This window comes from Psychrobacter sp. AOP22-C1-C5, from assembly GCF_052378885.1.
GTDB lineage: Bacteria > Pseudomonadota > Gammaproteobacteria > Pseudomonadales > Moraxellaceae > Psychrobacter.
In genome coordinates, this window is the sequence record NZ_JBQSYC010000003.1 from 283,193 (window position 1) to 307,130 (window position 23,938).

The 23,938-nt window shown below is 44.7% G+C and carries 20 protein-coding genes and 3 tRNA genes; 12 read left to right on the top strand and 11 right to left on the bottom strand.

From position 1 onward, the window contains the following. Nucleotides 1-41: 41 nt before the first annotated feature. The 4 genes from ACT3TH_RS06000 to potA form a co-directional block, all read right to left on the bottom strand. On the bottom strand, nucleotides 42-932 hold the full coding sequence (locus ACT3TH_RS06000; protein WP_444754938.1) for a LysR family transcriptional regulator: 891 nt from the start codon (nucleotides 930-932) through the stop codon (nucleotides 42-44). Nucleotides 933-1,025: 93 nt separating this feature from the next. After that, entirely contained in the window at nucleotides 1,026-1,856 is an 831-nt protein-coding gene (gene potC, locus ACT3TH_RS06005; RefSeq protein ID WP_444754939.1) for a spermidine/putrescine ABC transporter permease PotC, read from the bottom strand. Further along, the gene (potB, locus tag ACT3TH_RS06010; RefSeq protein ID WP_444754940.1) at nucleotides 1,856-2,734 is read right to left on the bottom strand and encodes a spermidine/putrescine ABC transporter permease PotB; all 879 of its coding nucleotides are present in this window, start codon (nucleotides 2,732-2,734) and stop codon (nucleotides 1,856-1,858) included. Before potB ends, potC begins: the two co-directional genes overlap by 1 nt. After that, nucleotides 2,734-4,005 (bottom strand): spermidine/putrescine ABC transporter ATP-binding protein PotA, encoded by a 1,272-nt coding sequence (gene potA, locus ACT3TH_RS06015; RefSeq protein WP_444754941.1) that lies wholly within the window; start codon nucleotides 4,003-4,005, stop codon nucleotides 2,734-2,736. The genes potB and potA overlap by 1 nt, the downstream gene beginning before the upstream one ends. Before the next feature lie 454 nt (nucleotides 4,006-4,459). Here potA and ACT3TH_RS06020 point away from each other — a divergent pair, with 454 nt between their 5' ends. From ACT3TH_RS06020 to ACT3TH_RS06035, 4 genes are all read left to right on the top strand, one after another. After that, complete coding sequence (locus ACT3TH_RS06020) at nucleotides 4,460-5,098, top strand: carbonic anhydrase (protein ID WP_444754942.1); 639 nt, start codon at nucleotides 4,460-4,462, stop codon at nucleotides 5,096-5,098. Nucleotides 5,099-5,258: 160 nt separating this feature from the next. After that, the gene (gene gloA / locus ACT3TH_RS06025) at nucleotides 5,259-5,828 is read left to right on the top strand and encodes a lactoylglutathione lyase (RefSeq protein ID WP_444754943.1); all 570 of its coding nucleotides are present in this window, start codon (nucleotides 5,259-5,261) and stop codon (nucleotides 5,826-5,828) included. A gap of 44 nt (nucleotides 5,829-5,872) precedes the next feature. Continuing rightward, entirely contained in the window at nucleotides 5,873-6,640 is a 768-nt protein-coding gene (locus tag ACT3TH_RS06030; protein WP_444754944.1) for a mechanosensitive ion channel family protein, read from the top strand. Between the two features lie 87 nt (nucleotides 6,641-6,727). Next, on the top strand, nucleotides 6,728-6,856 hold the full coding sequence (locus ACT3TH_RS06035; protein WP_444754945.1) for a hypothetical protein: 129 nt from the start codon (nucleotides 6,728-6,730) through the stop codon (nucleotides 6,854-6,856). Between the two features lie 148 nt (nucleotides 6,857-7,004). Here ACT3TH_RS06035 and ACT3TH_RS06040 read toward each other — a convergent pair whose 3' ends face one another. The 3 genes from ACT3TH_RS06040 to ribA form a co-directional block, all read right to left on the bottom strand. Continuing rightward, nucleotides 7,005-7,475: a c-type cytochrome gene (locus tag ACT3TH_RS06040; protein ID WP_444754946.1), complete on the bottom strand. Its 471-nt coding sequence runs from the start codon at nucleotides 7,473-7,475 to the stop codon at nucleotides 7,005-7,007. Nucleotides 7,476-7,688: 213 nt separating this feature from the next. Beyond that, the gene (gene hemF, locus ACT3TH_RS06045; protein WP_444754947.1) at nucleotides 7,689-8,687 is read right to left on the bottom strand and encodes an oxygen-dependent coproporphyrinogen oxidase; all 999 of its coding nucleotides are present in this window, start codon (nucleotides 8,685-8,687) and stop codon (nucleotides 7,689-7,691) included. A gap of 11 nt (nucleotides 8,688-8,698) precedes the next feature. Continuing rightward, nucleotides 8,699-9,364, bottom strand: a complete 666-nt coding sequence (gene ribA / locus ACT3TH_RS06050) for a GTP cyclohydrolase II (protein ID WP_444754948.1) — start codon at nucleotides 9,362-9,364, stop codon at nucleotides 8,699-8,701. Between the two features lie 562 nt (nucleotides 9,365-9,926). Between ribA and dxs the strand changes: the two genes are divergently transcribed. After that, nucleotides 9,927-11,978 (top strand): 1-deoxy-D-xylulose-5-phosphate synthase, encoded by a 2,052-nt coding sequence (gene dxs / locus ACT3TH_RS06055; RefSeq protein ID WP_444754949.1) that lies wholly within the window; start codon nucleotides 9,927-9,929, stop codon nucleotides 11,976-11,978. A 501-nt stretch (nucleotides 11,979-12,479) separates the two neighbouring features. Beyond that, entirely contained in the window at nucleotides 12,480-13,307 is an 828-nt protein-coding gene (locus ACT3TH_RS06060; protein ID WP_444754950.1) for an inositol monophosphatase family protein, read from the top strand. 203 nt (nucleotides 13,308-13,510) lie between these two features. Here the strand turns inward: ACT3TH_RS06060 and ACT3TH_RS06065 are convergent, their stop codons facing one another. After that, entirely contained in the window at nucleotides 13,511-14,938 is a 1,428-nt protein-coding gene (locus ACT3TH_RS06065) for a WS/DGAT/MGAT family O-acyltransferase (RefSeq protein WP_444754951.1), read from the bottom strand. A gap of 165 nt (nucleotides 14,939-15,103) precedes the next feature. Then, nucleotides 15,104-15,928, bottom strand: coding sequence for a thiazole synthase (locus ACT3TH_RS06070; protein WP_444754952.1), 825 nt, complete (start codon nucleotides 15,926-15,928; stop codon nucleotides 15,104-15,106). Nucleotides 15,929-16,267: 339 nt separating this feature from the next. On the opposite strand from ACT3TH_RS06070, the gene gspE reads away from it, so the two are divergent. Next, on the top strand, nucleotides 16,268-17,809 hold the full coding sequence (gspE, locus tag ACT3TH_RS06075) for a type II secretion system ATPase GspE (RefSeq protein WP_444754953.1): 1,542 nt from the start codon (nucleotides 16,268-16,270) through the stop codon (nucleotides 17,807-17,809). A 279-nt stretch (nucleotides 17,810-18,088) separates the two neighbouring features. Here the strand turns inward: gspE and ACT3TH_RS06080 are convergent, their stop codons facing one another. Both ACT3TH_RS06080 and ACT3TH_RS06085 read right to left on the bottom strand, forming a co-directional pair. Beyond that, complete coding sequence (locus ACT3TH_RS06080) at nucleotides 18,089-18,583, bottom strand: RidA family protein (RefSeq protein WP_444754954.1); 495 nt, start codon at nucleotides 18,581-18,583, stop codon at nucleotides 18,089-18,091. Nucleotides 18,584-18,736: 153 nt separating this feature from the next. Next, nucleotides 18,737-19,447, bottom strand: coding sequence for a DUF4442 domain-containing protein (locus tag ACT3TH_RS06085; RefSeq protein WP_444754955.1), 711 nt, complete (start codon nucleotides 19,445-19,447; stop codon nucleotides 18,737-18,739). A 595-nt stretch (nucleotides 19,448-20,042) separates the two neighbouring features. Between ACT3TH_RS06085 and ACT3TH_RS06090 the strand changes: the two genes are divergently transcribed. From ACT3TH_RS06090 to ACT3TH_RS06110, 5 genes are all read left to right on the top strand, one after another. Beyond that, a complete protein-coding gene (locus ACT3TH_RS06090; RefSeq protein WP_444754956.1) occupies nucleotides 20,043-21,539 on the top strand; it encodes an McrB family protein in 1,497 nt (498 codons plus the stop codon). Nucleotides 21,540-21,551: 12 nt separating this feature from the next. Next, nucleotides 21,552-23,099: an McrC family protein gene (locus tag ACT3TH_RS06095; protein WP_444754957.1), complete on the top strand. Its 1,548-nt coding sequence runs from the start codon at nucleotides 21,552-21,554 to the stop codon at nucleotides 23,097-23,099. A 236-nt stretch (nucleotides 23,100-23,335) separates the two neighbouring features. Next, nucleotides 23,336-23,412 (top strand) — tRNA-Pro (locus ACT3TH_RS06100). A 95-nt stretch (nucleotides 23,413-23,507) separates the two neighbouring features. Then, nucleotides 23,508-23,584, top strand: a tRNA-Arg gene (locus ACT3TH_RS06105). A gap of 40 nt (nucleotides 23,585-23,624) precedes the next feature. Next, a tRNA-His gene (locus ACT3TH_RS06110) sits at nucleotides 23,625-23,700 on the top strand. Nucleotides 23,701-23,938: the final 238 nt, after the last annotated feature.

Genomic DNA, 23,938 nt, shown 5'->3' on the forward strand with positions numbered 1-23,938 from the left:
ACGATATTTCATAACCAAAAAATGTAATAAACAGTGGAGTATTAAACTGGCTTGACTATCCCTTCTAATAAATTGGCGAACCCTTGCATATAAGCTGTATCTTGACTAGATGTGCGCGTCGCAGCATACAGCTGACAATGTACGCCATTGCCCAATGACCGCGAGACGACCCAGCCTTTTTTCTCATATTCAGCCACTACCCAATCGGGCAGGGCAGCAACACCGCGCTCACTGGCAACCAATTGAATGAGCATTGCGGTCAATTCTGTCGTACGAATACTTTTGAATCTTACCTGCGCTGGCGTCATAAAATTGGCGATGATATCCAGACGCTTCGCTTCTACTGGATAGGCAATCAACGTCTCATTAGTCAAATCTTTGGGTTCAATAACATCATTTGCTGCCAAATCATGCGTTGGTGACAGCACCAAGCGACTCTCATACTCAAATAAAGGCTGATAACTGATACCATCTATCGGTAAGTTGCTGGTAGTAATCAACAGATCGATATCACCTTCCATCAACAAGTGATGTGGTTCAGGCTCAAAACCTGTGGCAAAATCTAACTCCACATCCGACCATTCGCGGCGATAGTGGTTGAGTATGGGCATGAGCCAGTCAAAACAACTGTGACACTCTGAGGCAAGGCGCAATCTGCCTGCTTGACCATGTGCCAAGCGTTTAAGGTTGGATTTGGTACGGGTCACTTGCGGTAGAATGCTGTCTGCCAATGCCAATACCGTCTTGCCTGCAGGCGTAAAAGTGAGCGGGCGTGTTCGGCGATTTACCAAACTGATGTCATAGTAATTCTCCAGCTCTTTTAACTGGTGTGAGACAGCAGAAGCAGTGACATGCAACTCATCGGCCGCCGCCGCGAGCGACCCATGCGCTCTTAGTGCCGTTAAGGTGTTGAGATGGCGAAGCTCTAGCATAAGACTACCTGACCACTAAGTTGATATAAATTCATTATAGTAAATATAACGCTGATTTTTGTTCAAATTTTATGGTCATTAAGCATTAAATGACTAGCGTCGACGTAATAAGAGCTGCGAGATGATGACTAATACTAAGGAGGCGACAAGTAGCAACGTACCAATGGCATTAACTTCTGGTTTGAGACCGACTCGTACCATAGAGTAGATGCGTAATGGTAAAATCTCATAACTAGGGCCTGTGACAAAGGTCGAAACCACTACATCATCCAATGATAAAGTGAACGCGAGCAACCAACCTGCCATCACCGCTGGCAAAATAACAGGAATCAATACCGTACGCACCATCGTTGATTCATTAGCTCCTAAGTCACGCGCCGCTTCCATCAAGCGCTCATCAAGACTACTCAAGCGGGCAAAAACAGTGATGACCACGAAGGGTAGGCAAAAGGTAATATGCGCCAATAGTAGCGAGACAAAACCCAATTGCAGACCGATCAATAAAAACAGTGCCAATAACGAAATAGCCAATACAATTTCAGGTGACATCATTAGCACAAATAGTAGCCCGTTCAGCAAGCCTTTACCGCGAAATTTGTAGCGATGTAGAGCAAGGGCAGTCAGTGTCCCAATCACGGTTGATACTGTTGCTGCGACCAACCCCAGCACAATAGAGTGCCAAAAAGCATCGAGCATCGCTTGGTTATTAAACAGCGATTCATACCACTTCAAGCTAAAACCGCCCCAGTTGTAGCCAATTTTCGATTTATTAAACGACATGACTACCAAGACGATAATGGGCAGATATAGCAACACATAAATCAGTCCAAGATAGCCTTTAGCTACGATGCTACCGATCTTGATAGAGCGTTTATGTTTAATGGGTGTACCGTTCGATGACTGGTTTAGTGAGCTATTAGACATTAGGCCACCTCATTAAAATCAGTTTTGCCGATACGGCGACTACTGGCGCGATAGGCGAGCAGTAGTATAGCCATCGCCACTGTCAATAATACACTGGCAGCAGCGCCAAATGGCCAATCCCTTGCATCCAAAAATTGGTTTTTGATGATATTACCCACCAATAGATTGCGCGAACCGCCCAAAATATCGGCCACATAGAACATACCCATTGCAGGTAATAATACCAACAGTACGCCTGAGATAATGCCAGGCGTCGTCAAGGGTAGCACCACATGCCAAAAAGTCTGCGTTTTTGAAGCGCCCAAATCTTGTGAGGCAAGCAGCATGTCATTGCGCAAATCGGTAAAGACGGCATATAGCGGCAACACCATAAAGGGAAACAATAAATAGGTAAGTCCAGCGATTACCGCGCCTTGCGTGTATAAAATATCGATGGGTGCATCGATGACCCCGATTGCTAATAAGGATTTATTAATCAAACCATTATTGGCAAACAGTAATTTGAGGGCATAAGTCCGGACTAAGGAGTTGGTCCAAAACGGTAGTATCAATAGCATCATCAAGAGTGGCTGCCAGCGCACTTTTGCTTTGGATACCAGCCATGCAAAAGGGTAACCCAGCAACAGACAAATAATCGTCGTGACGCTTGCCATCCAGAGTGAGTGGACAAACACCTCAAAATACAGCGGGTCCACTATGCGCACATAGCTATCGATATTGACAGGTAAGCTGATAAAGGCACTACTATCACGGGTCAAAAAACTGACCGCTATAACCAATATATTGGGCAGTAGCGCAAATATCAGTAACCAGCCCCAAATCAGCCAAAGGGTTGCCGTACGAAAAGGGCTTTTGTTACCTAAGCTAATACGGGCCATTAGCTGCCATCCTTTTGTACAGTAAGGTTTTGCTCAGCGTCACCTTTTACAGTGCTATCTTGTTTAGACGCAGAATCGTCTGGCAATACCCATTCCCAGCCATCGACCCATGAGACTTTAACCGCTTCATTTAACTTATAATCGAAGCTTGGGTCGTCTTCATCAAAAAACTCAGAGGCTTTAATAACATGGCCGTTTTCTAATTCAATAATAGAATCTAAAGTGCTGCCCTTATAGTTACTTTCAATGACGCGGCCTAGTAAGCCACTATGACTGGCGTCTTTGGGGTCGTAAACTCGCAAATCTTCGGGGCGGAGCAGCAGATTGACGATATCGCCCACTTGCACGTCATGGGCGAAATCTGGACGACGTAAGTTACGTAAAGTCGTGAGGCCTTCTTGTACTTGCGCTTCACAGACTTCAACCTCGATGCGTCCATTGGTTACTTTGCCATCACGGTCTGGCTGATTTGGATAGACTCCCTTGACTTCAGCTCTAAACAGATTGGTCTCACCGATGAACTTGGCAGTGAACAAGTTGGCAGGGGTTTCATAAATCTCAATTGGCGTACCGATTTGCTGAAACGTGCCGTCTTTCATTACCGCAATGCGATCTGACATGGAAAGCGCTTCTTCTTGATCATGAGTCACAAAGACAAAGGTAATACCCAGCTCACGTTGCAAGCGTTTTAGCTCCGATTGCATTTGCAAGCGTAGCTTATGATCGAGCGCGGATAACGGCTCATCAAGTAAAAGTAATTTGGGACGATTGATCACGGCACGTGCAATCGCAACGCGCTGCTGCTGACCGCCCGATAAATCTTGCGGTTTGCGGTTGGCCAAATGTTCTAGCTGTACCATAGCAAGCATTTCGCGCACGCGCGTTTGAATCTCATCTTTTGGGACTTTTTTAAGTTTTAGCCCATAAGCGACGTTTTGCGCGACGGTCATATGCGGAAACAAAGCATACTGCTGAAACACGGTATTGACCGGACGCTTATCAGCTGGCAATCCTGCCATCTGTGCGCCATCCAAATAGATGGCTCCAGCGTTCGGTTGCTCAAAGCCTGCAATTAAGCGCAATAATGTGGTCTTACCGCAGCCTGATGGACCAAGCAATGTCAAAAACTCACCATGCCTGATATCAAGGTTGATGTCGGTCAATACTTCAGTTTGGTCATAGATTTTTTTGAGACCAGTCAATTGTAATAACACAGAACTTGCGTCGGAGGGAGCATTGGCTTTGGGCGTGTCTAAAGGTGAGGTGGTCATAGTATTCGTTCCTAAGCAGCGAATATGCCAGTGCAGTTATTAAAATACATCGCTGTAATACAGGTGAGTGGTCTGAGCATAAGCGTGGTCGTCTGATTGTTGCGTATTATAACAAACCCTCGATATAAATCAGTGCAAGTTCGTTAAAGTTATGCGAACAGGGGCGCTGGATTGACGGTGTTATTCATGGTGCTTTTCGATTCTATCGACGTCGTTTGCGATTTTTTAATATCATTATGTTGTCCTATTGCCAATAGTTGGCTTTATATGCTGATATTAAAAAAATTTTTTTTGTCATTTTTTGACTCTTGTTGCGATACAATTAGGTCGTGGCTGAGCAGTACGATGAGCTTGTTTGCTTCATCAAAATTTGCGAAAAATTTAGCCAATACCTCTGTAAAAATGAAACTAAAACCATTCATAATTTTAATGATTTGATAATAAAGGATTTCCCATGCCCAATGACAAACGCCCACAAACTGGTCAAGAAGCTCTTGAGCTTTTAAAAGAAGGCAATGCACGCTACGTTGATAGTCTCACTAGCACCGATACATTGATGCAGCGCCGTCCAGAATTGGTCAGAGACCAAGACCCTTTGGCCATTATTTTGGGTTGTTCAGATGCACGAGTACCCGTTGAGATTGTATTTGATCAAGGGCTGGGCGATTTGTTCGTCATTCGGGTCGCAGGTAATATAGTGGCGCCCTCGCAGATCGGTTCGATTGAGTTTGCAGCCGAAAAGTTCGGAACCAAATTGGTGGTGGTGTTGGGGCATTCGCATTGCGGCGCTGTCACAGCTTGTGTAGAAACATTGATCAATCCTGAGCAAAATTATTCACCCAACTTGCAGTCAATCGTCGACCGTATCCGTCCAAGTGTTTATAACTTGCATGAACTGGCAACTGCCAATGGTCAAGACGTCGATGCAGACGAGCTGGTTGATCGCTCGATCCGTGCTAACGTACGCATGTCAGTCAGTCAACTAAAGCATGGCTCACGCGCGTTAGAGGATCTGACCAATAGTGGTCAATTGCTGGTCGTGGGCGCAGAGTATGATTTAGAGACAGGAAAAGTACGGTTTTTAGACAGCTAATTTGTATTCCTTATTTGCCCTAGTAGGTGTGTATTCTTACAAAACCCACTCAATTTTTTTGCCATTTTTGATTATGATGAGAGGGTTAAGCGAGTCACCACATGGGTTACTCGCTTGTTTTTAACCTTTGTATTTTGTAAAAAATAGGATAACTGTAATTATGTCCACTTCAGCCACTGACAATAATAATAAATCCCTCATCGCTCAGCCTACCAGCAGCGTACAGACAGAGGGCGTTCAATCAATCTCTACTCAGACGACAGGTTTTACGTTCAATCACACCATGCTACGAGTAAAAGATCCTGCCAAGTCGTTGGCGTTTTACACGGGTGTGCTTGGCATGACCTTACTTGCGGTAAAAAAGTTCCCTGAGATGGGTTTTGATTTATACTTTTTGGCCAAACTCACTGAGAGCGAGCGAGAAAACTTGCCTGAAGGCAACGACTTAGAAATATTTGCCTTTCGTCAGCGCGGTATTTTGGAGCTAACCCATAATTATGGCACCGAAACAAAAGCGGACTTTAGCTATCACGATGGCAATCAAGATCCACAAGGTTTTGGTCATATCTGCTTTAGTGTGCCAAATTTGGAAGAGGCCGTTGCTTGGTTTGATAAAAACGAAGTCGAGTTTAAAAAACGCCCCGAAGATGGCAAGATGAAAGGCATTGCTTTTATCAAAGACGTGGATGGCTACTGGATTGAGATCGTACAAGCGGAGCTAATGGGTTAAGTTAAAGAGACAAGCAGCCAAACAATAAAAGGAGTACCAGCGAAATGCCTACTACTGAGGCAGACACCACAGTAAGTGCTGAGGCAGCGCAATCGATACCGATGGATGTACTGACTTATCATAGCATCATTGATTCTGCCAATGAGATCATGATCGGCTTTATGCAGCGTATTCCCTATTTTGTAGCGGCCCTTATCGTTGTTCTAATTTTTTGGTTTTTATCCATTTTTTTTAAAAAAGTGGTGCATAAAATCTTGGGCAATCGTATACGGCATCAGAACTTGGTCAAAGTTTTTCAGCGGGTCGGCGGTGCACTGATTATCTTTGTGGGCGTTATGATTGCCATGGTCATCGCCGTACCGGGCTTCACGCCTGCCAAGCTAATCGGGGCGCTCGGTATCGGTTCGGTTGCCATTGGTTTTGCTTTTAAGGACATTTTTCAAAACTTATTGTCCGGTATTTTGCTGCTAATCTCAGAGCCGTTTCGCATCGGCGATCAGATTGTCTCAGGCGAGTATGAAGGGACGGTTGAGGACATCAAAATACGCGCTACGACCATTCGAACTTATGATGGTCGGCAAGTGGTGATTCCAAACTCTGATTTGTATACCTCAGCATTGACTGTCAACACCGCTTATAAGCAGCGCCGTTTGCAAGTGGCAGTTGGCATCGGCTATGAAGACGATATCGAAGTGGCAAAAGCTGAGATCATACAAGCGCTAAATAAAGCTGATACTGTCTCAAAAAATGCAGAGCCGAGTGTGATTGCTACTGGTTTTGGCGATTCAACAATTGATTTGATGGTGCGCTGATTTATCGAAGACGGTACTCAAGCAAATAAAGTCGCCTCGATTCATCAAGTCATCGTTGAGGTTAAAAAAGCGTTAGATGGTGCAGGTGTGAACATTCCATTTCCAATCAGAACCATTGATTTGAGTGATCCCTCAGTGACGTCTATCGTAAAAAAGTTGAATGAGCAGCCTTCGATTGATCTTCATAAGACCGTAAATAAGACAGCGGCAGAGTAGTCCATTTAGATGACTATTGATTGAATTGAGGACATGCCTTAGTAAAAGTTACTTAATTGAAGCCTTAAGCACCATCAAAAAAACCGCTCCATCATTCGATGCGGCGGTTTTTTTATAGCATTACTTTTCAATGTTCAATGAGCGCTACTTAGTTTGTTTTGGCTCTGAAATCTGTGTGACATGATTTACAACTTTCACCAACTTGACCAAAGGCTGGCATAACATCATCGATACTGGTAGCCGTCTGTGCAGCGGCATTTAGCTCAGCGGTTGCTTTTTGGAAGTTGTCTGCTTCAGCGCGGAAACCATCGGCATTAGACCAAACGGCTTCAGTGGCATTACCTGCGTCTGCTTGGTTTTCAAAATGACTCCAAGGCGTTGCGGAATCTTCTGCTAAGAATGCGGCTTGCTCTTTGAATACAGCAGCATCAAACGTATCAGGCGCTTTTGCCATATCACCCATTACGCCCATTGCATCGCCCCAGCTTTTCATCGTGTCTTGACGAGTTTTGACGTCAGAGTTCGTTGGGCTGCTACATGCGGTTAGACCGAGAGCGGCTGCCATCAATGTGATACCGAAGACAGACTTCAATGAGTTGTTGGTATAAACCTTTGCCATATAAATTACTCCTGTAAACTTGGCTAATAGTAGGCTGGCAAATGCTGGCCTTATTTTCAAATATTATTATAAAATTACTACTCAAATTTCATCTAGAAGCGCTGTCGCCTCTAAATCACTTTTCCAAAAAATACACCTCATTGTAACGGGTATTTACGCAATAATAGTTAGGATAGTTGTTATATCATCGTAATACCTAAAACAATACTAGCGTCAGAGCGATAACCAATCCTGTGGTTTTAAATAATAATCAGTCAACTCATGCTCAGGCGTTCCTTCAGCAGGCTCTAAACGATAATGCCAGCTGGCAAGCGGTGGCATACTGACCAAGATAGACTCAATTCGGCCGTTGCTTTGTAACCCAAATAAAGTACCACGATCGTAGACAAGATTGTATTCAACATAGCGCCCACGACGATAAAGTTGAAACTCACGCTGCTCGTCAGTATAAGGCGTGTCTTTACGCTGCTCAAAAATTGGCACAATACCGTCAAGATAGCCGTTACCGACCGCTTTCATAAAGTTAAAGCAAGTCTCAAAATCCCAACCGCGGCTTTCTGTGTTGACATCATCATAAAATAAACCGCCGATACCGCGCTGCTCATTGCGATGACGTAAATGAAAATACTCGTCACACCATTGTTTGAAGTCGTGATAGACAGTGTCGCCAAAAGGGGCGCAAAGATCATGACAGACTTGATGCCAATGGACACAATCTGCGAGAACCGGATAAAATGGCGTCAAATCAAAACCGCCACCAAACCACCAAATAGGATCCTCACCTGCCGCTTCTGCCACGAACAAACGCACATTAGCATGGCTGGTAGGGACGTTTGGGTTGGTGGGATGAACCACCAATGAGACGCCCATGGCCTGCGCCTTACGTCCAGCAATATTAGGGTGACGAGCCGTGGCTGATGCTGGCAAATTGTGTACATGAATATGGCTGAACATCACGCCCGCTTTTTCAACCACTTTACCATTTGCCAATACGCATGAACGACCACCGCCGCCCTCAGACCGCTCCCAGTCGTCAGGCACAAAGGTGGCATCGCCGCCGCCATCACGCTCTTGTGCTTCTAAAGCTTGGCAGATACGCGCCTGCAAATCGATTAAAAACTCACGCACACGCATGATATCATCATTGGCTGGCGTCACTGCCGAATCTGCTGCTGACAGGTTTTGTAGATTGTCTATCGCTGGAATACTCATAAAATGTCTATTTATTTGTTAAGGTGTAGTGCTGTATTAAACTCTTTATCGAATAGATGTCCCATGCGGTCACGCTTGGTTGCTAGATATTCAGCATTCATATCGTTGACCCCAACTAATAATGGCACGCGCTCAACCACATTGATACCATGCTCGGTTAAATACGCGACTTTGTCAGGGTTGTTGGTAATAAGCCTTACCGCATCAACACCGACATGAGCAAGCATCGGCCCGCACATGTCATAAATACGAGCATCTGCGGGTAAGCCTAACATGAGATTGGCGTCTAAGGTATCATGGCCTTGGTCCTGAAGAGCATAAGCACGAATCTTGTTGGTCAGACCAATACCGCGACCTTCTTGACGCAAATACAAAATAGCACCGCAGCCCGTCTCTTGTATCGCTTGCATCGCTGTATTGAGCTGCGGGCCACAATCGCATTTTAAAGAACCAAAAGCATCGCCTGTCAGGCACTCGGAGTGAATCCGGATCAATGGAGTTGGTCGTTTTGCTAGCGCGTCATCTGACTGGTTGGATGTCTCGCCATTTTGATCAACCACAGACAGGCCGACGGTCAGCATCACATGCTCTTGACCGTCATCGTTTTCAAAGATATGAATATCAAACTCGCCGTGACGAGTGGGTAGTTTGGCACTAGTGATAAATTGATATGACATTAATGTCCTACATAAGCCGATAATCGTGGCGGTAGAGGGTGTGTGATAATCACATGAAAATAGCTACGTTATCCTAACCATATTATGAGAATTAAGACGTTATCAGTATAACCTGTTCATAAAATAACATGCTTATTGTCTTTATGATAAAAACACACAAAGTTCACAAACGACGCACGATGATTAAAGCGATAATTAAAAAAAAATGCTATTATGCCATACTATTTTGACGCACACAGTGACAAGTCTATGTCCTTACATTACTATGTCGTCACTAAGCATCCGATATTGATGCCAAAGAATAAGGCATAATATCAACCCTCGGCATTGAAGCGTCATAACTATGAGCCATCGCTGTCCATCATGACAGCGTATTTGTTTTATAAATAGCAAAGCCAAAAGCCATAGGTATGACAGACACGTATTAGGCACGTATAAAGTTGCCTGAAAAATTATATGGTCAATTACATCAATAATGGTGTAGATATTATTGACGTCCTTTAATTAGCGTCATGCGCTAAGACAACGTCTTGTCAGCAGATTGGTAGGTATCGTACGGTTTATGCAGCAGTCACCTTCTTCCCCACAGTCTCATTCCGTATCTGCGTCAGCCAATGATCCTGCGGCCCAGTTGTCGAATTTACAGCAAACTTATACTGTAATCCCGCGCATGCGTCCTCAGACGCCTTTGCTTGATAGTATCGCTGTACCTACTGATCTCAATGCACTGACAACGGCTCAACTGATAACGCTGGCCGATGAGTTACGCCTTTTTTTATTGTATTCAGCAGGACAAAGTGGGGGGCATTTTGGTGCCAATTTGGGCGTGGTTGAATTGACCATTGCACTACATTATTTATTGGATGCGCCGCAAGATCAGATCGTTTGGGACGTCGGTCATCAAGCGTATGCTCACAAGGTATTGACGGGTCGCCGCGATCTTTTGGGTACCATCCGCGCTAAGGATGGCCTGACTGCATTTCCTGAACGCGCAGAGTCTGTTTACGATACGTTTGGTGTCGGGCATTCATCGACCTCTATCTCAGCGGGTCTAGGCATGAGTCTTGCGCTACGCTATCAAGGCCGTGCGCAAACCGTTGCCTGTATCATCGGTGATGGCGCCATGACGGGCGGTATGGCATTCGAAGCCATGAATGATGCGGTACAGCAAGATGCCGATCTTTTAGTCATTTTAAATGACAACGACATGTCAATCTCCTGCTCTATTGGCGGTTTTTCGCGGCATTTGGCAATGCTTTGGGAGTCAGGATATCAGGTGGATATCTCTGATACAGGCGCGCCTATTTTATGTCGCCGCCCTGATATGCAAACGTTTGATCGACGCAAACGTCACAAAGAAATGCGCGACGTTCCGCAGTTAGAAGACAATTTATTCAAAGCTATTGGCTTTACGTATTTTGGTCCTTTTGATGGACACAACATTCCTGAGCTATTGCGAGTGTTGTCACTTGCTAAACAGCTAAAAGGCCCTGTTTTAATCCATATCTATACGACTAAAGGCAAAGGCTTTGCGCCTGCTGAATCAGATCCAGTCGGCTATCATGCTATCAGTAAGTTACCTGTAGAAATTGAACCCGAATCGCAAACTAAGGGTAAAGAAACGTCAAATCCAAGTACCAAACCTGCTTTAAAATACTCTCAAGTGTTTGGCCAGTTTTTGTGCGATAAAGCGGCTGAGGACGATAATTTGCTCGCCATTACCCCAGCCATGGAAGAAGGGTCGGGGATGATTGAGTTTGCTCGTCAGTTTCCCGAGCGCTTCTTTGATGTGGCGATTGCTGAGCAACATGCGGTCACGCTAGCTGCTGGCATGGCAACGCAAGGCATTAAGCCTATTGTGGCAATTTATTCCACGTTTTTGCAGCGTGGCTATGACCAGCTCATTCATGATGTGGCATTGCAAAACCTAGATGTGATGTTTGCCATTGATCGCGCAGGATTGGTGGGAGAGGATGGCGCAACGCACGCGGGCGTGTTTGATTTTGCCTTCTTACGCTGTGTGCCCAATATGCTGATTGCCGCACCAAAAGATGAGAACGAGTGTTACCATTTGCTCAATACTTGCTACGAATATCAAGGATGCACGGCAGTACGTTATCCGCGCGGTACAGGTACAGGAGCTGTGATCGAGCAGCCAGCCCAAACGTATAACGTTGGTGAGGCAGTGATAGAGTCCGTACTTGGTAGTGAGTCTGCACCCAAAAAGCTTGCGTTATTGGCATTTGGCACGACGGTCGCTACTGCCCAACAAGCCGCAGAACGTCTCGTTAACGCTAACGAAAATCATCAAGTACATGTGGTCAATATGCGCTGGGTGAAACCTTTAGATTCGGCATTGTTAGAGACATTACTTTTGCAAGGCATCACTCATATCGCGACAATGGAAGAGCATGTAATCATGGGCGGCGCGGGTAGTGCGGTGAATGAGTATCTGCTCAATGAGTCGGCTGGTTTTAAACACAGCCGTCCTGCTGTCTGTAATATCGGTATCCCTGATCGCTTTATCGCGCATGGCTCACAGGCTGAGCAGTTCGCTGATTGTGGTTTGGATGTCGATGGTGTGGTCACACAGCTTGAGCAATTATTGTCATAAACAGTATGTTTGGATTTTTACCATTGACTGTGCTCACTTAAATAGAGTATTGATTGAAAAAGATAAAGCTTAATCCGCTATAAAATAAATACAATGAGACCAAGATAAATTTTGCGCAGCCTCTGTCAGCAACGGCACAGCAAGTAAGGAGAATTTATCTTGGTCGCGCGTTAACATGTTTAGACCTATTGTATTTAGGACGGACTATAGAACGAACACCTGCTAGCCGTAGGTGATAACTTTTTTACAACTTGCGCATTGCGATGACTACCAAAACAAAATAACGATTGGTTTGGCGTACGTAATGGTTTTTTCGTTTTTATCGAACAATTTTAGTATAATGCGATTGTCGTTTTTAAAAGTTTGTTTAAAAAAGCATATTTTAAAAAGGTACGTTTTTAAATCGCATAGATGTGGTGTGATGCGGCGGCTAATTGGCATGTTGTGGGCACAGATTTGGTCTTATTATTTTTATTCATTCATCAAGCAAATAGGTTATTTATGGAACCCATGGTCGTCATCGCAGCGCGTACTGCTGAAAAAGTTGGTAAAGAGATTTTATATGCGCATCAAAATCGCCACAAAATTGAGCTAGATATTGAATCTAAAGGGCTTGATGGCTTGGTCACACGTATCGATCGTTTTAGTGAAGAGCTGACCATTGAGACACTAAAAGCCAGCTATCCGAACCATTCATTCTTGGGTGAAGAGTTTGGTATGCAAGAAGGTCGCGGCGAAGACGCTGATTGGTGCTGGATTATCGATCCGCTAGATGGCACCAAAAACTTCGTGCATGGTGTACCGCAGTTCTGTGTGTCTATCGCTGTACAGCATAAAGGCGTCACACAACACGGCGTTATCTATGACCCAGTCCGTGATGAAATGTTCTCTGCCAGTCGCGGCAAAGGCGCGCGTCTAAACCAGCGCCGTATCAATGTGAGCGAACGCAAAACGATTGACGGTGGTTTATTTACCACAGGCCATCCACTTGAACGTAAGCGCAATGGCGAAATCATTTCTTATGCCAAAGAGCATTTTGAAAGCTTACAAAAAGTCTCTGAAGCAGGCGGTCAAGTACGCCGTTTGGGTTCAGCAGCACTGGATTTATGCTACGTGGCGGCAGGTCGTTTTGATGGCTATTTTGAGATGTCTATCAAGCCTTGGGATATCGCAGCGGGCGAGCTTATCGTGACAGAAGCCCGCGGTGTGGTTGTCGATCATACTGGCGCACACAACTCTATGACCTCAGGCTCTATCTTTGCTTGTAACGTCAAACTGTTAAAGCCATTGATGCAAACGGTCGTGCCTGCGTGGGGCGATGCGCTATAAGCAGTTTGAGAGAAAGTTGATAGTCGCGTGTGACTGGTATAAAGTTTCCTCGTATGCTGCTAAGACAGAAGTGGCGAAACATTTATTTCAGTCACACTGTGACGCTTTTAAAGTGAGTCGACATAAGCGATCATGTTTAACAAGCACTCGTGTCTAAAAACGCTGTTATTGAAAAGTAATGTTAATAGAAAAAGCTGGTTCCATTACGGAGCCAGCTTTTTTGTTGGATGAGCGTTTTTATCTTTGACTGTTATTCCTTTAAGCTCAAGCTCTTTACTCATGGTTTCTAACTGCGTGAGCTCTTTTTCTATGAGCGCTAGCATGTCTTGTACGTGTGGCAGTCCTTTACTACAGGCAGTAATACAAAATTCAATCTTGTCCAAATAACTGGCCAAGGTTATGTTCATGGCTTGACCATTGAACACGATAGAGGCGGGGTATAAGGATTGCAGACGCGCACCATTCCAATATAAGGCCTTTTCAGAGCCAGGAACGTTGGAGATGATAAGGTTAAAGGCCTGCTTTTTAGGGAATAAGCTTGTTGCCAGATTGATACCTTGCCACGCATAGGCGATGACGCTGTAATTGATGACTTGTGCTTGATTCATCCGGCGGAATCGACGTTTGCCGTTATTCATACTACGGTGAATCAGCTCAATTCTGCGCAAAGGATTGTCCAAATGTGTGCCTAGATTGGCCAGTACAAAGGACAGCTGATTGCCAGCGATACTATTATCGGTGCGTAACGACATTGGTACAAAGGCAATTAAAGGCTTGCTTGGTAGGGCATCCATCGCTATCAAATATTGACGAATAGCGCCTGCACAAACGGCTAGTACAACATCGTTTTTGCTGATTTTGAGTCTCTCTGCAATATTATTGAAGCGCTGTATGTCATAAGACTGGGCGGCTATCCGCCGTGAAGCCGAAATCCGCGTATTCAAAATACTCATTGGCGCATCAAATGTACCGACATAACCCTCATCACCAGAGTTTTTAAAATTGTCTAGCAGTTCTGAAAACACAGGTTTGATGGTGGAAATCTGCTCTTTGATGATGCGCCTCACTGACTTTTGGGCAGGCAACATTGCATTGACTTGGTTGCGATGACGCGTCATCAATGACCATACTGGCAGCGTGACCGGCTCACTTGGTGACTGTGATAAAGATTTTTGCACCAACCGCATAGCAGCAATGCCATCAACCAAAGAGTGATGGATTTTAAAATATAAAGCAAAACGCTCAGGACTGTGTTCTGTTTCTGGTTGAATGCCTTCGATGATATGGCACTCCCATAGAGGCATAGCGCGATCTAACAGACGCCCATGCTCTCTTGAAACGTACATCAATAGCTCGCGAATACGAGCAGGATTTGGTAGCGCCACATGATGAAAATGGTGTTCAACATCAAAGTTTTTGTCTTTTTTCCAAAATATCAAATGCTCTAAAACCTGATTAAAAGGAAAGCTTGGCGGCACATCAGAGTCTTGCATTTGCTTGACCAACTGATAGACAAAATCGCTGTCTGCATCTTCTGGTAATTCAAATAAAAACAAACCTCCCACATGCATGGGCTGCTTACGCGACTCAAGAAGTAAGAACAACTGGTCGACTACTGTGAGAAGTCGCATAATAAATCCTTTTATGATGATAAGTTGAATAAGAGACTGACACTAATAGACAGTCGTTAAACAACCATCAAACGGTTACCAAAAAGAGCCTTTTGATATAACAAAATGTGGCATCTTTTTTTATTATTATTTTATAACGGGCTTTTTATTAGCTGTCTCTGACATCTACTGAAAAAAGTAGCCTGTCTGCGGCGAGCTGGCCGTTGCCATCTTGCGCATGGGCATACGACCTGCCAAAAATGCCGCGCGACCTGCCCAAACGGCATGCTTCATAGCGTGCGCCATCATCACTGGGTTTTGCGCATGAGCAATCGCTGAATTCATCAAAACACCATCACAACCAAGCTCCATCGCAATCGCGGCATCAGAGGCCGTACCAACGCCTGCGTCAACCAATACAGGGACTTTGGCGTTTTCAATGATTAAGCTGAGCGTATGACGATTGAGCAGACCCAAACCTGAACCGATCAAGCTGCCAAGCGGCATAATTGCCACGCAGCCCATGCTCTCCAACTCTTGCGCGACGATAGGGTCGTCTGAAGTATAAACCATGACTTCAAAGCCATCGTCTATCAAGACTTTGGCCGCTTTTAGCGTTTCAGTCACATTGGGGTACAGAGTTTTTTCATCGCCCAATACTTCAAGCTTGACCAAATTGTGGCCGCCCAGCAGCTCACGCGCAAGCTTACAGGTACGAATCGCAGAGTCTGCATCAAAACAGCCAGCTGTGTTGGGTAGTATGGTGTATTTGTCAGGAGAAATCACATCAAGCAAATTGGGCTCATTACTGTTTTGTCCAATATTGGTGCGACGAATGGCGACAGTGACAATCTCTGCTTCTGAGGCAGCGATGGCGTTGCCTGTTTCAGTCATGTCTTTATACTTGCCTGTCCCCACTAACAGCCGAGAGGAAAAGGTGCGACTACCGACAGTAAAAGTCTCTTGTAAAAGCGGGGCTGGGTTGGTAGGGGTGCTAATGTTCTCTGACATAACGGACAATCCTAATAGCGAGCGAGCAAGGTGAAAGACAAAATATAATAAACCATCTAATCGCTGTAAAAAACGCGTGAAGTAGCTAATAATAACGCACTGTTAGCAAAATAAAAAATCGCCTGATAGGCTTACTATATATACGATAAAAACATGTTAAATGAGATAAGTGTAAAACGCCAATCACATAAAATAATACGTGTTTAAAACAAAATGCTATTATAACAAACTCATGCAATCTTACTTGCAATCTTTTTGGTTTAGCAAGCCAAGCGCCACGTATTTACAATGCTTTGGTATGGTTTACTCGACACTATTTTTAACTATCAGGCCGCCTTTATGCTGCAACTGCCGTACAGTTTTGCGAAACGCCATCAGATTTTGGTCATACTTGCGATTGATCCTGAGCTACCGCCAACTTTGGTATTGACCAAGGCCACGCCGTTATCAGCGATTAATGAGGCAGTCCGCTTTTTACAACAGCAAGGCGTACGTGCTGTGCCGACTTATGAAAGCATCAGTTCAGACGACTTTGAAAAACGTATGAATGCGGCTTACGCTGGTAATACGGGTGAGTCGCAGCATATCGCCGCCGGCCTTGAAGACCATCCCGACCTCGACAGTTTGGCAGATAGCGTCCCTGAGACAGAAGACTTGATGGATCAGCAAGACGACGCGCCCATTATTCGTCTGATTAATGCGCTGTTGTCCGAAGCGATACGGTTAAGCGCCTCAGACATTCATATTGAAACCTTTGAAAAACGCTTGGTCGTCCGCTTTCGCGTCGATGGTGAACTAAAGGAAATCATCACGCCAAAGCGCCAATTGGCGCCGCTGCTGGTATCACGTATTAAGGTTATGGCCAAACTGGATATCGCCGAAAAACGCGTACCGCAAGATGGGCGTATCAGCTTAAGGCTGGCGGGACGCGAGGTCGATGTGCGGGTATCAACATTGCCTTCGAGCTTTGGTGAGCGTGTCGTGATGCGCTTATTGGACAAGCAAGCGGGTCGATTGAACATGACCTACTTAGGGCTGTCTGATAATGACTACAGTGAGCTGAAGCGCTTGATTCATCGTCCACACGGCATCATTTTGGTGACGGGGCCGACAGGTTCGGGTAAGACCACCACACTGTATTCGGCATTGACTGACTTGAACGATCAAACTCGCAATATTTTGACGGCTGAAGATCCGATTGAGTTTCAGCTCGATGGTATTGGACAAACGCAGGTCAATAACAAGGTAGATATGACCTTTGCCAAAAGCTTGCGCGCAATGCTGCGTCAAGATCCAGACGTCGTGATGGTGGGTGAGATCCGTGATTTAGAGACGGCCGAAATCGCTGTACAAGCATCTTTGACAGGGCATTTGGTGCTATCAACGTTGCACACCAATACCGCGATTGGGGCGGTGACACGTTTGCAAGACATGGGTGTTGAGCCGTTTTTATTATCGTCATCGCTTATTGGCGTCGTTGCCCAGCGTTTGGTTCGAACCCTTTGCTCTCACTGTCATGGCTGGCAAACAGCTGATCGTGAGCAAGCCAAATTGTTTACTGAGATTGGCATTGGATTGGGTTCTGAGACTGTGACAGGCAAGCCTATTAATTTACCCAAAGCCGTTGGCTGCGATAAATGTAATCAATCAGGTTTTAAGGGACGGACTGCGATCTATGAAGTGGTGCCCATTGATGATACTTTACGTCGTATGATTCATAGCAATACTGCCGAGTACGAGCTAGAAGAATACGCGCGTCAGCAGACGCCATCGATTCGGGCAGACGGTTTGCGTAAAGTCATAGAAGGGCGGACGACATTAGAGGAGGTGCTACGAGTGACTAAAGAGAGCGCCCTTACGGATGATGCGATTATTGGCTAACCGCAGACCTATCTGTTTGTTCAAGCGCTTATTGCATGCGCATTTGAATATGAGTGAGATGTCAGTTCCCAATAAAAGAGTTACGAAAAAAAGCGTTCGGCTGGGATGAATTTTCCTCGTTTGCTGTGCCATTACAGACAGAGCCTTCGAGAAATTTATCCCAGCACGATTGTACTTTTAAACTGAATAAACTCTTAAATCAGTGATTAGCGAGATAAGTAGTTAACGAGGTAAGCATTTAGTCACATAAACCATCTTGGTTCATATTTGTAGTTGTAATTATTTTGCTGCGATACATTCAACTTCAACGCTGGCACCAGCAGCCAACTCTGATACACTAAACGCCGAACGTGCAGGGTAGGGCTTTGCCATCTCAGCTTGATAGACTTTGTTAAAGTCATCAAAATCATCCATGTCAGTGAGCATGGCCATACATTTAACGACATCTGACTTTTGATAGCCGTATTTTAATAAGGTAGCATTGATGTTATCTAGGGTTTGCTTGGTTTCGGTTTTAATACCGCCTTTCACCAATTTGCCTTCTTTAAAGCCAATTTGACCAGATAGGTACAAAGTGTTACCGATACGCACTGCTTCTGAAAAAGGATAGTCGCCGCCGTTACCAAGAAATACAGGGCTGGACTTAGCAATAGTGTTAGCGTTGGTTCCTACTGCTGGCGCCGCATTGGCACCAATCGTAAAGCCTATTGCGCAAACACTGACCAGTAATGTCTGAGACAGTTTGATAGTAAAGGTCTTTGTTGTTTTGGACATCACTGTTCCTTTGTTATAAGTTCTTTGGGTTTCGCTCGCTGAAACATGCGATAAAGTAAGTAACACAGTATTTTTTAATTATGCTAAATCCGCTACTGGTTTGCAGCGGAATTTGTGGGTTAAACGGTTTGCTCAGCTTCGCTCGTCATTTTGTTATTGAACGTTATTGGTTTGAGCTTCAGCTTTGTCCTCAACTTTAGGAGCGGTTTCAACGTCAGTAGACTTACCGTCTGTTTTGCCTTGACGACGTGCTTCTAATTCAGCTTTGGGTATCCATGCCCATGTCATCTCAACCACGATAGGATCACGTTCACTATCAGATTCACGATCATGAATGACGCACGGAATCACCATCTCACCTTTTGGGGTGTTTAAAATGTCTAAGCGCTGCTCATCAGATAAGCTTGCGATGGCGGCTATTTGGCCTTTTTTAATCGGACGATAAAAATTAACCGAATAAGATTTAATCAGTAGCACACGGTCAGAGGGCAAATTTAGACCCAAGATAAAGCCTGTCGCAGTCTCAGCAAGCAAGGTAATGGCAACGGCGTGAATAGAGCCGATGTGATTTTGTACCGTTTTGCTGTTGTTTAAGCTGACCACCACTTGATTGGGTTCGACTGTTTCATAATAAATGCCTGTCGTACCCACGTATGGCACTACTTTACCAAATGCTTTAGATAAGATGCTTGAGCGCGCACCGGCAGGTAAATACTTAGTGACAGATAACAGCTTGGTGAATTGGTTGCTGATGGGCTTTAGGGTAGTACTTGGTTTTTCGACTGGCAATCTTGTGTTGTCGGAGACTTTGGCTGGCAGTTTATTGGTCAGCTTGCTGGGCAGTTTTTTGAGTAATCCTGACATACAAAATTCCTTAATGTGGCGTGGTTTTAACGTTTTAGTGACAGTTTTAAAGACCGTTTCGGTAACGAGGTTGTGAAAAATAGCCGCACTTATTAAAAAGTCGCATTTATTAAAGATAAGAACCTACTAAAACTTATATCACGTAGGCTTAATCTCACAAGCTTTATCCTAGCAGCTATTTTAGCTATGGTACATTAACTGATATGTCCCTACTATTATTAGCATGAACTGCTACGCTCATGAAACAACAGTCACATAATTACGTGACTTATCTAGCTCACTGAAACATACTGTTTTGTCGAATAACCACAATAGCTGATTAAATAAAGCCAGTCGGTGAAGCCTGAATATATATAGTCCGTCCTAGATAAAATAAGAAAAGACGTGAGGCTGCACAAAATTTATGCCAGTAGTGTTGCGCTTATTTTATAGTGGACTATATATACCACACAACGCATTGCTGGGCCGTATCTACTAGACGGGTCATCGTTAAACTATACATCGCTGGATGCTAGGCGGTGAGCCACGTTATAATAGTCAGTTTTTAGCGTGTTGTATGTATTTCTCGCGCGATTGTTTACTGCTGGATAATGCCATGCCTGATATGTCTCATCAAAAGCCAATCAATATCATCTATACAGGCGTCGCTGGTACGGGTAAAACCTATCGATTGCTAAAAATTGCTCAAGACTATACAGAGTATCTGCCAAAAGCGAATCATGAGGATTTGCTCAACCAGCTGGTGCAATCATTGAGCTGGCGCGAAGTTATCTGTCTGATATTTCTAGATTTTCAATCTAACAAGCAAGACTTAGTAAAAGTACCTGAAATTGTCAATCATGATTTTTTTGTCGCAAAAGCGGCGCAAAACGCGCGTGAGAACAATTTGAACAATACAGTGTGGTCTGTGCTACAAACCCACAGTCCTACCCATTCTAAAACAGTTGTATCGAAGAATCGAGCCAGCCAAGCGTATTTTGATAAAGACGACAGTGGGGCATGGTATTTGTTGTCTGAGAGCATCATGTTGTTAAATGACTTATCGCAGCAATTAGCAGAGTTTCAGCAGGCGCAGCGTGAGCATCATACGAGCCAAAACCAGCGCTTTAGCCAGCAACGTTTTAGTATGGTCAGCTTTCATCAAGCCTATGGTTATGAAGAGTTTGTTGAAGGTATTCGCCCGGTTATGGCACCCACAGCTCACGCCAGCCATGCACAAGAAAACAATAGCCATGTAAATAATCGTTCGTCTCAGATGAGCTATGCTATTCAAGAGGGCGCATTTTTAAAACTCTGTCAGCGCGCAGCCAATGACCCCAAGCAGCGTTATGCGATATTGATTGATGAGATCAATCGCGCCAATGTCTCGCGTGTATTTGGCGAGTTGCTAAGCTTGATTGAGCCAGACAAACGCGCGGGTATGGCAAACGCGATGACAGTGAACTTGGCTTACTCTGGACGGCCTTTTAGTATGCCTGCCAATGTCGATATTTATGCCACCATGAATACCCAAGACCATTCTCTAGCCCCGCTGGATATGGCACTGCGTCGCCGCTTTCGCTTTGTTGATTGCCCGCCGCAGCCTGAGTTATTACCTGTTATTAGTCTTAGCAAAGATTTAGAAGCCGGTAATGCGGCAGAAACGCTAGATTTGGCTAAACTACTGATGGGGCTAAATCATCGTATTACGCAAGCGCTAGGGGCAGATGTGCAATTGGGCCATGCATTTTTATGGTCCGTCAATGATCTTGAGCAATTACAATCGGCATTGATTGAACAAATCATTCCGCAATTGGCGCAAGCAGCAGGCGGTCAAGTTGCCGTTTTGCAGTATATTTTTAAAGACGAGCAGCAGCCGCTCGATGCTCAATTTATTCAAGACGGTCAAACGCTGGTAGCAGATGGGTCAAGCGGTTTGAATGGACAAATGGAGAGCTACAACCATGATGCTGTAAGAAATCCCCTTTTTTCAGGGCATCATTCACTTCTCAGTCAGTCTATGAGTGCAACGAGCTATCGAATAAATATTGATCTGATTAACAAGACAGGCAAGTTTGCCAAATCTTTTGTCTATCAGCGGTTGTATCAATAAGGATGCCAAGCAGTGATCAATAGCAGTCAGCCGCAGAGCAATCCCTTTGACAGAACCTTTAGGCGAGCAAATCACAATGCTATCAATGCGTCTGATGTCAATGTCATCACTGTATTTGAGCATCAACGTCTAACGGCGCGTGACTTTGTGTCCGTCTCTGATTTTCATTGGTTGATGGCACAAGAGTTTTCGGTATTTACGATCAAGCGTAAGCACGGAGTTTGGCAGTTAAAGGTTGGACATTACATAGGCGTTATTTTATTGCCTAGTGGCATGACGCTTGAAGTATTGCCAAAGCTTATTGCTAAAGGTGAGAATGCGCGCTTACCGCATCAACATCGGCATATTTCTACTCAAAACAGCGATATCAGACAAATCCGTCAATGGGTACAAGATATGCTAGCCGATTTGACCAACAGTAGTGATCGCCTGCATCGTAAACTACCCAATACAAAAAACTTGGGTCAACTGAGCCATCAACTCACACCGTTACCGCTAGCAGTATTGCCATTGCCTGAGTGGCTTATCGAGCAGTTTTTGCAACGACTGGCTCATTATCAACCATCCAAGCACTATCAGGCACAAACGCGTAACCAAGCATCACTACAAGGGCGCTTGCTCATCAAAGAGCAGCTTCGCTATAACAGCATGCAGCCCCATAAGTTTATGTGCGAAAGCAGTGTATTGAATCACGACATGCTGGGCAATCGGTTGGTTAAAAGCGCACTGGTTCTGCTGAGACCTTTGTTTTCTACAGTCTCTAGTCCGATTTCCCCTAGTTTTTTGCAAGTATGGCAGCAAGTGCCAACGCTTACGCATCTTGAAAGACAACAGCTGACATCCATTTATGGCCGAGCCAAACGTCAGTTAGCAAGTCAACCACTGCGAGCGGAGCAGTTACAAGCCGCACAGCAGTTATTGGATTTGGCTTATTGGTTGTTACAACAGTCAAACCTGGGAACGGGTCACAGCCTTGATCCACAGCTCGGCATTAGAAAACCTGTCACTCAATTGCGCTTATGTTTGCTTGTTGATATGAATCAGGCATTTGAGCAATGGGCAAGCCTACGTATTGCATCGACATTTACGCAAGTGAGTCGCCAGTATTGTCCCCTTTATCAAACGCAGCGGGTGTGGCTCAGCGATACAGAGGGGCAAGCATGCTTGTCCATACGCCCAGATTTACTCATATATAAGACGACAACGGACGATAATCATCAGCAAGGTCAGGAAGATATAGATGATACGCCTGATGTCAAAACCTCAGGCAGTTATAGCCATGTGATCGATATTAAGTGGAAGCATTTGTCCCATGCCGCTGCCATTAGCGCGAGCGACGCCTATCAGTTGACGAGTTATGCGCAGGCCTACCAAGCAGGTCAGGTATGGCTGGTCTATCCTGTCCAAGATGATGAGCGCCAGCCTGTCTTACTCAAACAAGCAGTCCACAATAATAATGCTAACGATGAACCGAATCACGCACAGTTATGGCTGATACCGTTTAACGTCTTGACGGGTACGATAAACAGTAATTTGCTTCCCGCATTGAATGTAGTATAATCACGCTATCGGCGATGACATATCAGAGTTGGTAAGAATTTTTGTCACAAATGCTTTTATAAGCAATGCGCGTTTTTGAAATAAGTGCAAAATTATTTTAAATTAATGAAAATAGTTGTTGACACAATTGGCTTTACCCCTTAATATGTGCACCTCGATAGCGAGGAACATTAACAAGTTAGCGGCATTGCCAACGACAAGTTAATCAACAAAACTATCGTGATAATAGAGAATTTCGGAGTGTGGCGCAGTTTGGTAGCGCATCTGGTTTGGGACCAGAGGGTCGTAGGTTCGAATCCTATCACTCCGACCATCTATTTTAAGAGCCTTACAGGCTTTTTTTTATGTATAATGATTTAGTTTTGAATCCATTTAAAACTGATTTTAGTATGTAAAAGTCCTTTAAGAGCGCCTGTAGCTCAGCTGGATAGAGCATCTCCCTTCTAAGGAGGTGGCCGCAGGTTCGAATCCTGCCAGGCGCACCATTTAGCCTGCATGTTTTGCCAATCCTTGGCAGTAGTTATGGCGGTTGTAGCTCAGTTGGTAGAGCCCCGGGTTGTGATCTCGGTTGTCGTGGGTTCGAGTCCCATCAGTCGCCCCATTTTATTCTGCAGTATCCTTAACTCCTACCTTGTTATACCCTTCTTATATAAATAGTAGCATTTGCCAATTTTGGCATTTTTTTGTGTCTTTTTTTTCTGATTCTGTTGTGTTAGTTCTAGTATATTCATAAATGTGAACTTATTAGGCACTATTTATATATAGGTTTACTGGTCTTTTTCATTATTTGTATTTATCATGGGCTCTTTTTTAAAAGCCCTCTATCGCCCTGCCTGCTT

What these genes read in the sequence shown, in the direction of transcription:
- ACT3TH_RS06000 (WP_444754938.1), bottom strand. Translation starts at nt 932, where the DNA reads ATGCTAGAGCTTCGCCATCTCAACACCTTAACGGCACTAAGAGCGCAT.
- potC (WP_444754939.1), bottom strand. Translation starts at nt 1,856, where the DNA reads ATGTCTAATAGCTCACTAAACCAGTCATCGAACGGTACACCCATTAAA.
- potB (WP_444754940.1), bottom strand. Translation starts at nt 2,734, where the DNA reads ATGGCCCGTATTAGCTTAGGTAACAAAAGCCCTTTTCGTACGGCAACC.
- potA (WP_444754941.1), bottom strand. Translation starts at nt 4,005, where the DNA reads ATGACCACCTCACCTTTAGACACGCCCAAAGCCAATGCTCCCTCCGAC.
- ACT3TH_RS06020 (WP_444754942.1), top strand. Translation starts at nt 4,460, where the DNA reads ATGCCCAATGACAAACGCCCACAAACTGGTCAAGAAGCTCTTGAGCTT.
- gloA (WP_444754943.1), top strand. Translation starts at nt 5,259, where the DNA reads ATGTCCACTTCAGCCACTGACAATAATAATAAATCCCTCATCGCTCAG.
- ACT3TH_RS06030 (WP_444754944.1), top strand. Translation starts at nt 5,873, where the DNA reads ATGCCTACTACTGAGGCAGACACCACAGTAAGTGCTGAGGCAGCGCAA.
- ACT3TH_RS06040 (WP_444754946.1), bottom strand. Translation starts at nt 7,475, where the DNA reads ATGGCAAAGGTTTATACCAACAACTCATTGAAGTCTGTCTTCGGTATC.
- hemF (WP_444754947.1), bottom strand. Translation starts at nt 8,687, where the DNA reads ATGAGTATTCCAGCGATAGACAATCTACAAAACCTGTCAGCAGCAGAT.
- ribA (WP_444754948.1), bottom strand. Translation starts at nt 9,364, where the DNA reads ATGTCATATCAATTTATCACTAGTGCCAAACTACCCACTCGTCACGGC.
- dxs (WP_444754949.1), top strand. Translation starts at nt 9,927, where the DNA reads ATGCAGCAGTCACCTTCTTCCCCACAGTCTCATTCCGTATCTGCGTCA.
- ACT3TH_RS06060 (WP_444754950.1), top strand. Translation starts at nt 12,480, where the DNA reads ATGGAACCCATGGTCGTCATCGCAGCGCGTACTGCTGAAAAAGTTGGT.
- ACT3TH_RS06065 (WP_444754951.1), bottom strand. Translation starts at nt 14,938, where the DNA reads ATGCGACTTCTCACAGTAGTCGACCAGTTGTTCTTACTTCTTGAGTCG.
- ACT3TH_RS06070 (WP_444754952.1), bottom strand. Translation starts at nt 15,928, where the DNA reads ATGTCAGAGAACATTAGCACCCCTACCAACCCAGCCCCGCTTTTACAA.
- gspE (WP_444754953.1), top strand. Translation starts at nt 16,268, where the DNA reads ATGCTGCAACTGCCGTACAGTTTTGCGAAACGCCATCAGATTTTGGTC.
- ACT3TH_RS06080 (WP_444754954.1), bottom strand. Translation starts at nt 18,583, where the DNA reads ATGTCCAAAACAACAAAGACCTTTACTATCAAACTGTCTCAGACATTA.
- ACT3TH_RS06085 (WP_444754955.1), bottom strand. Translation starts at nt 19,447, where the DNA reads ATGTCAGGATTACTCAAAAAACTGCCCAGCAAGCTGACCAATAAACTG.
- ACT3TH_RS06090 (WP_444754956.1), top strand. Translation starts at nt 20,043, where the DNA reads ATGCCTGATATGTCTCATCAAAAGCCAATCAATATCATCTATACAGGC.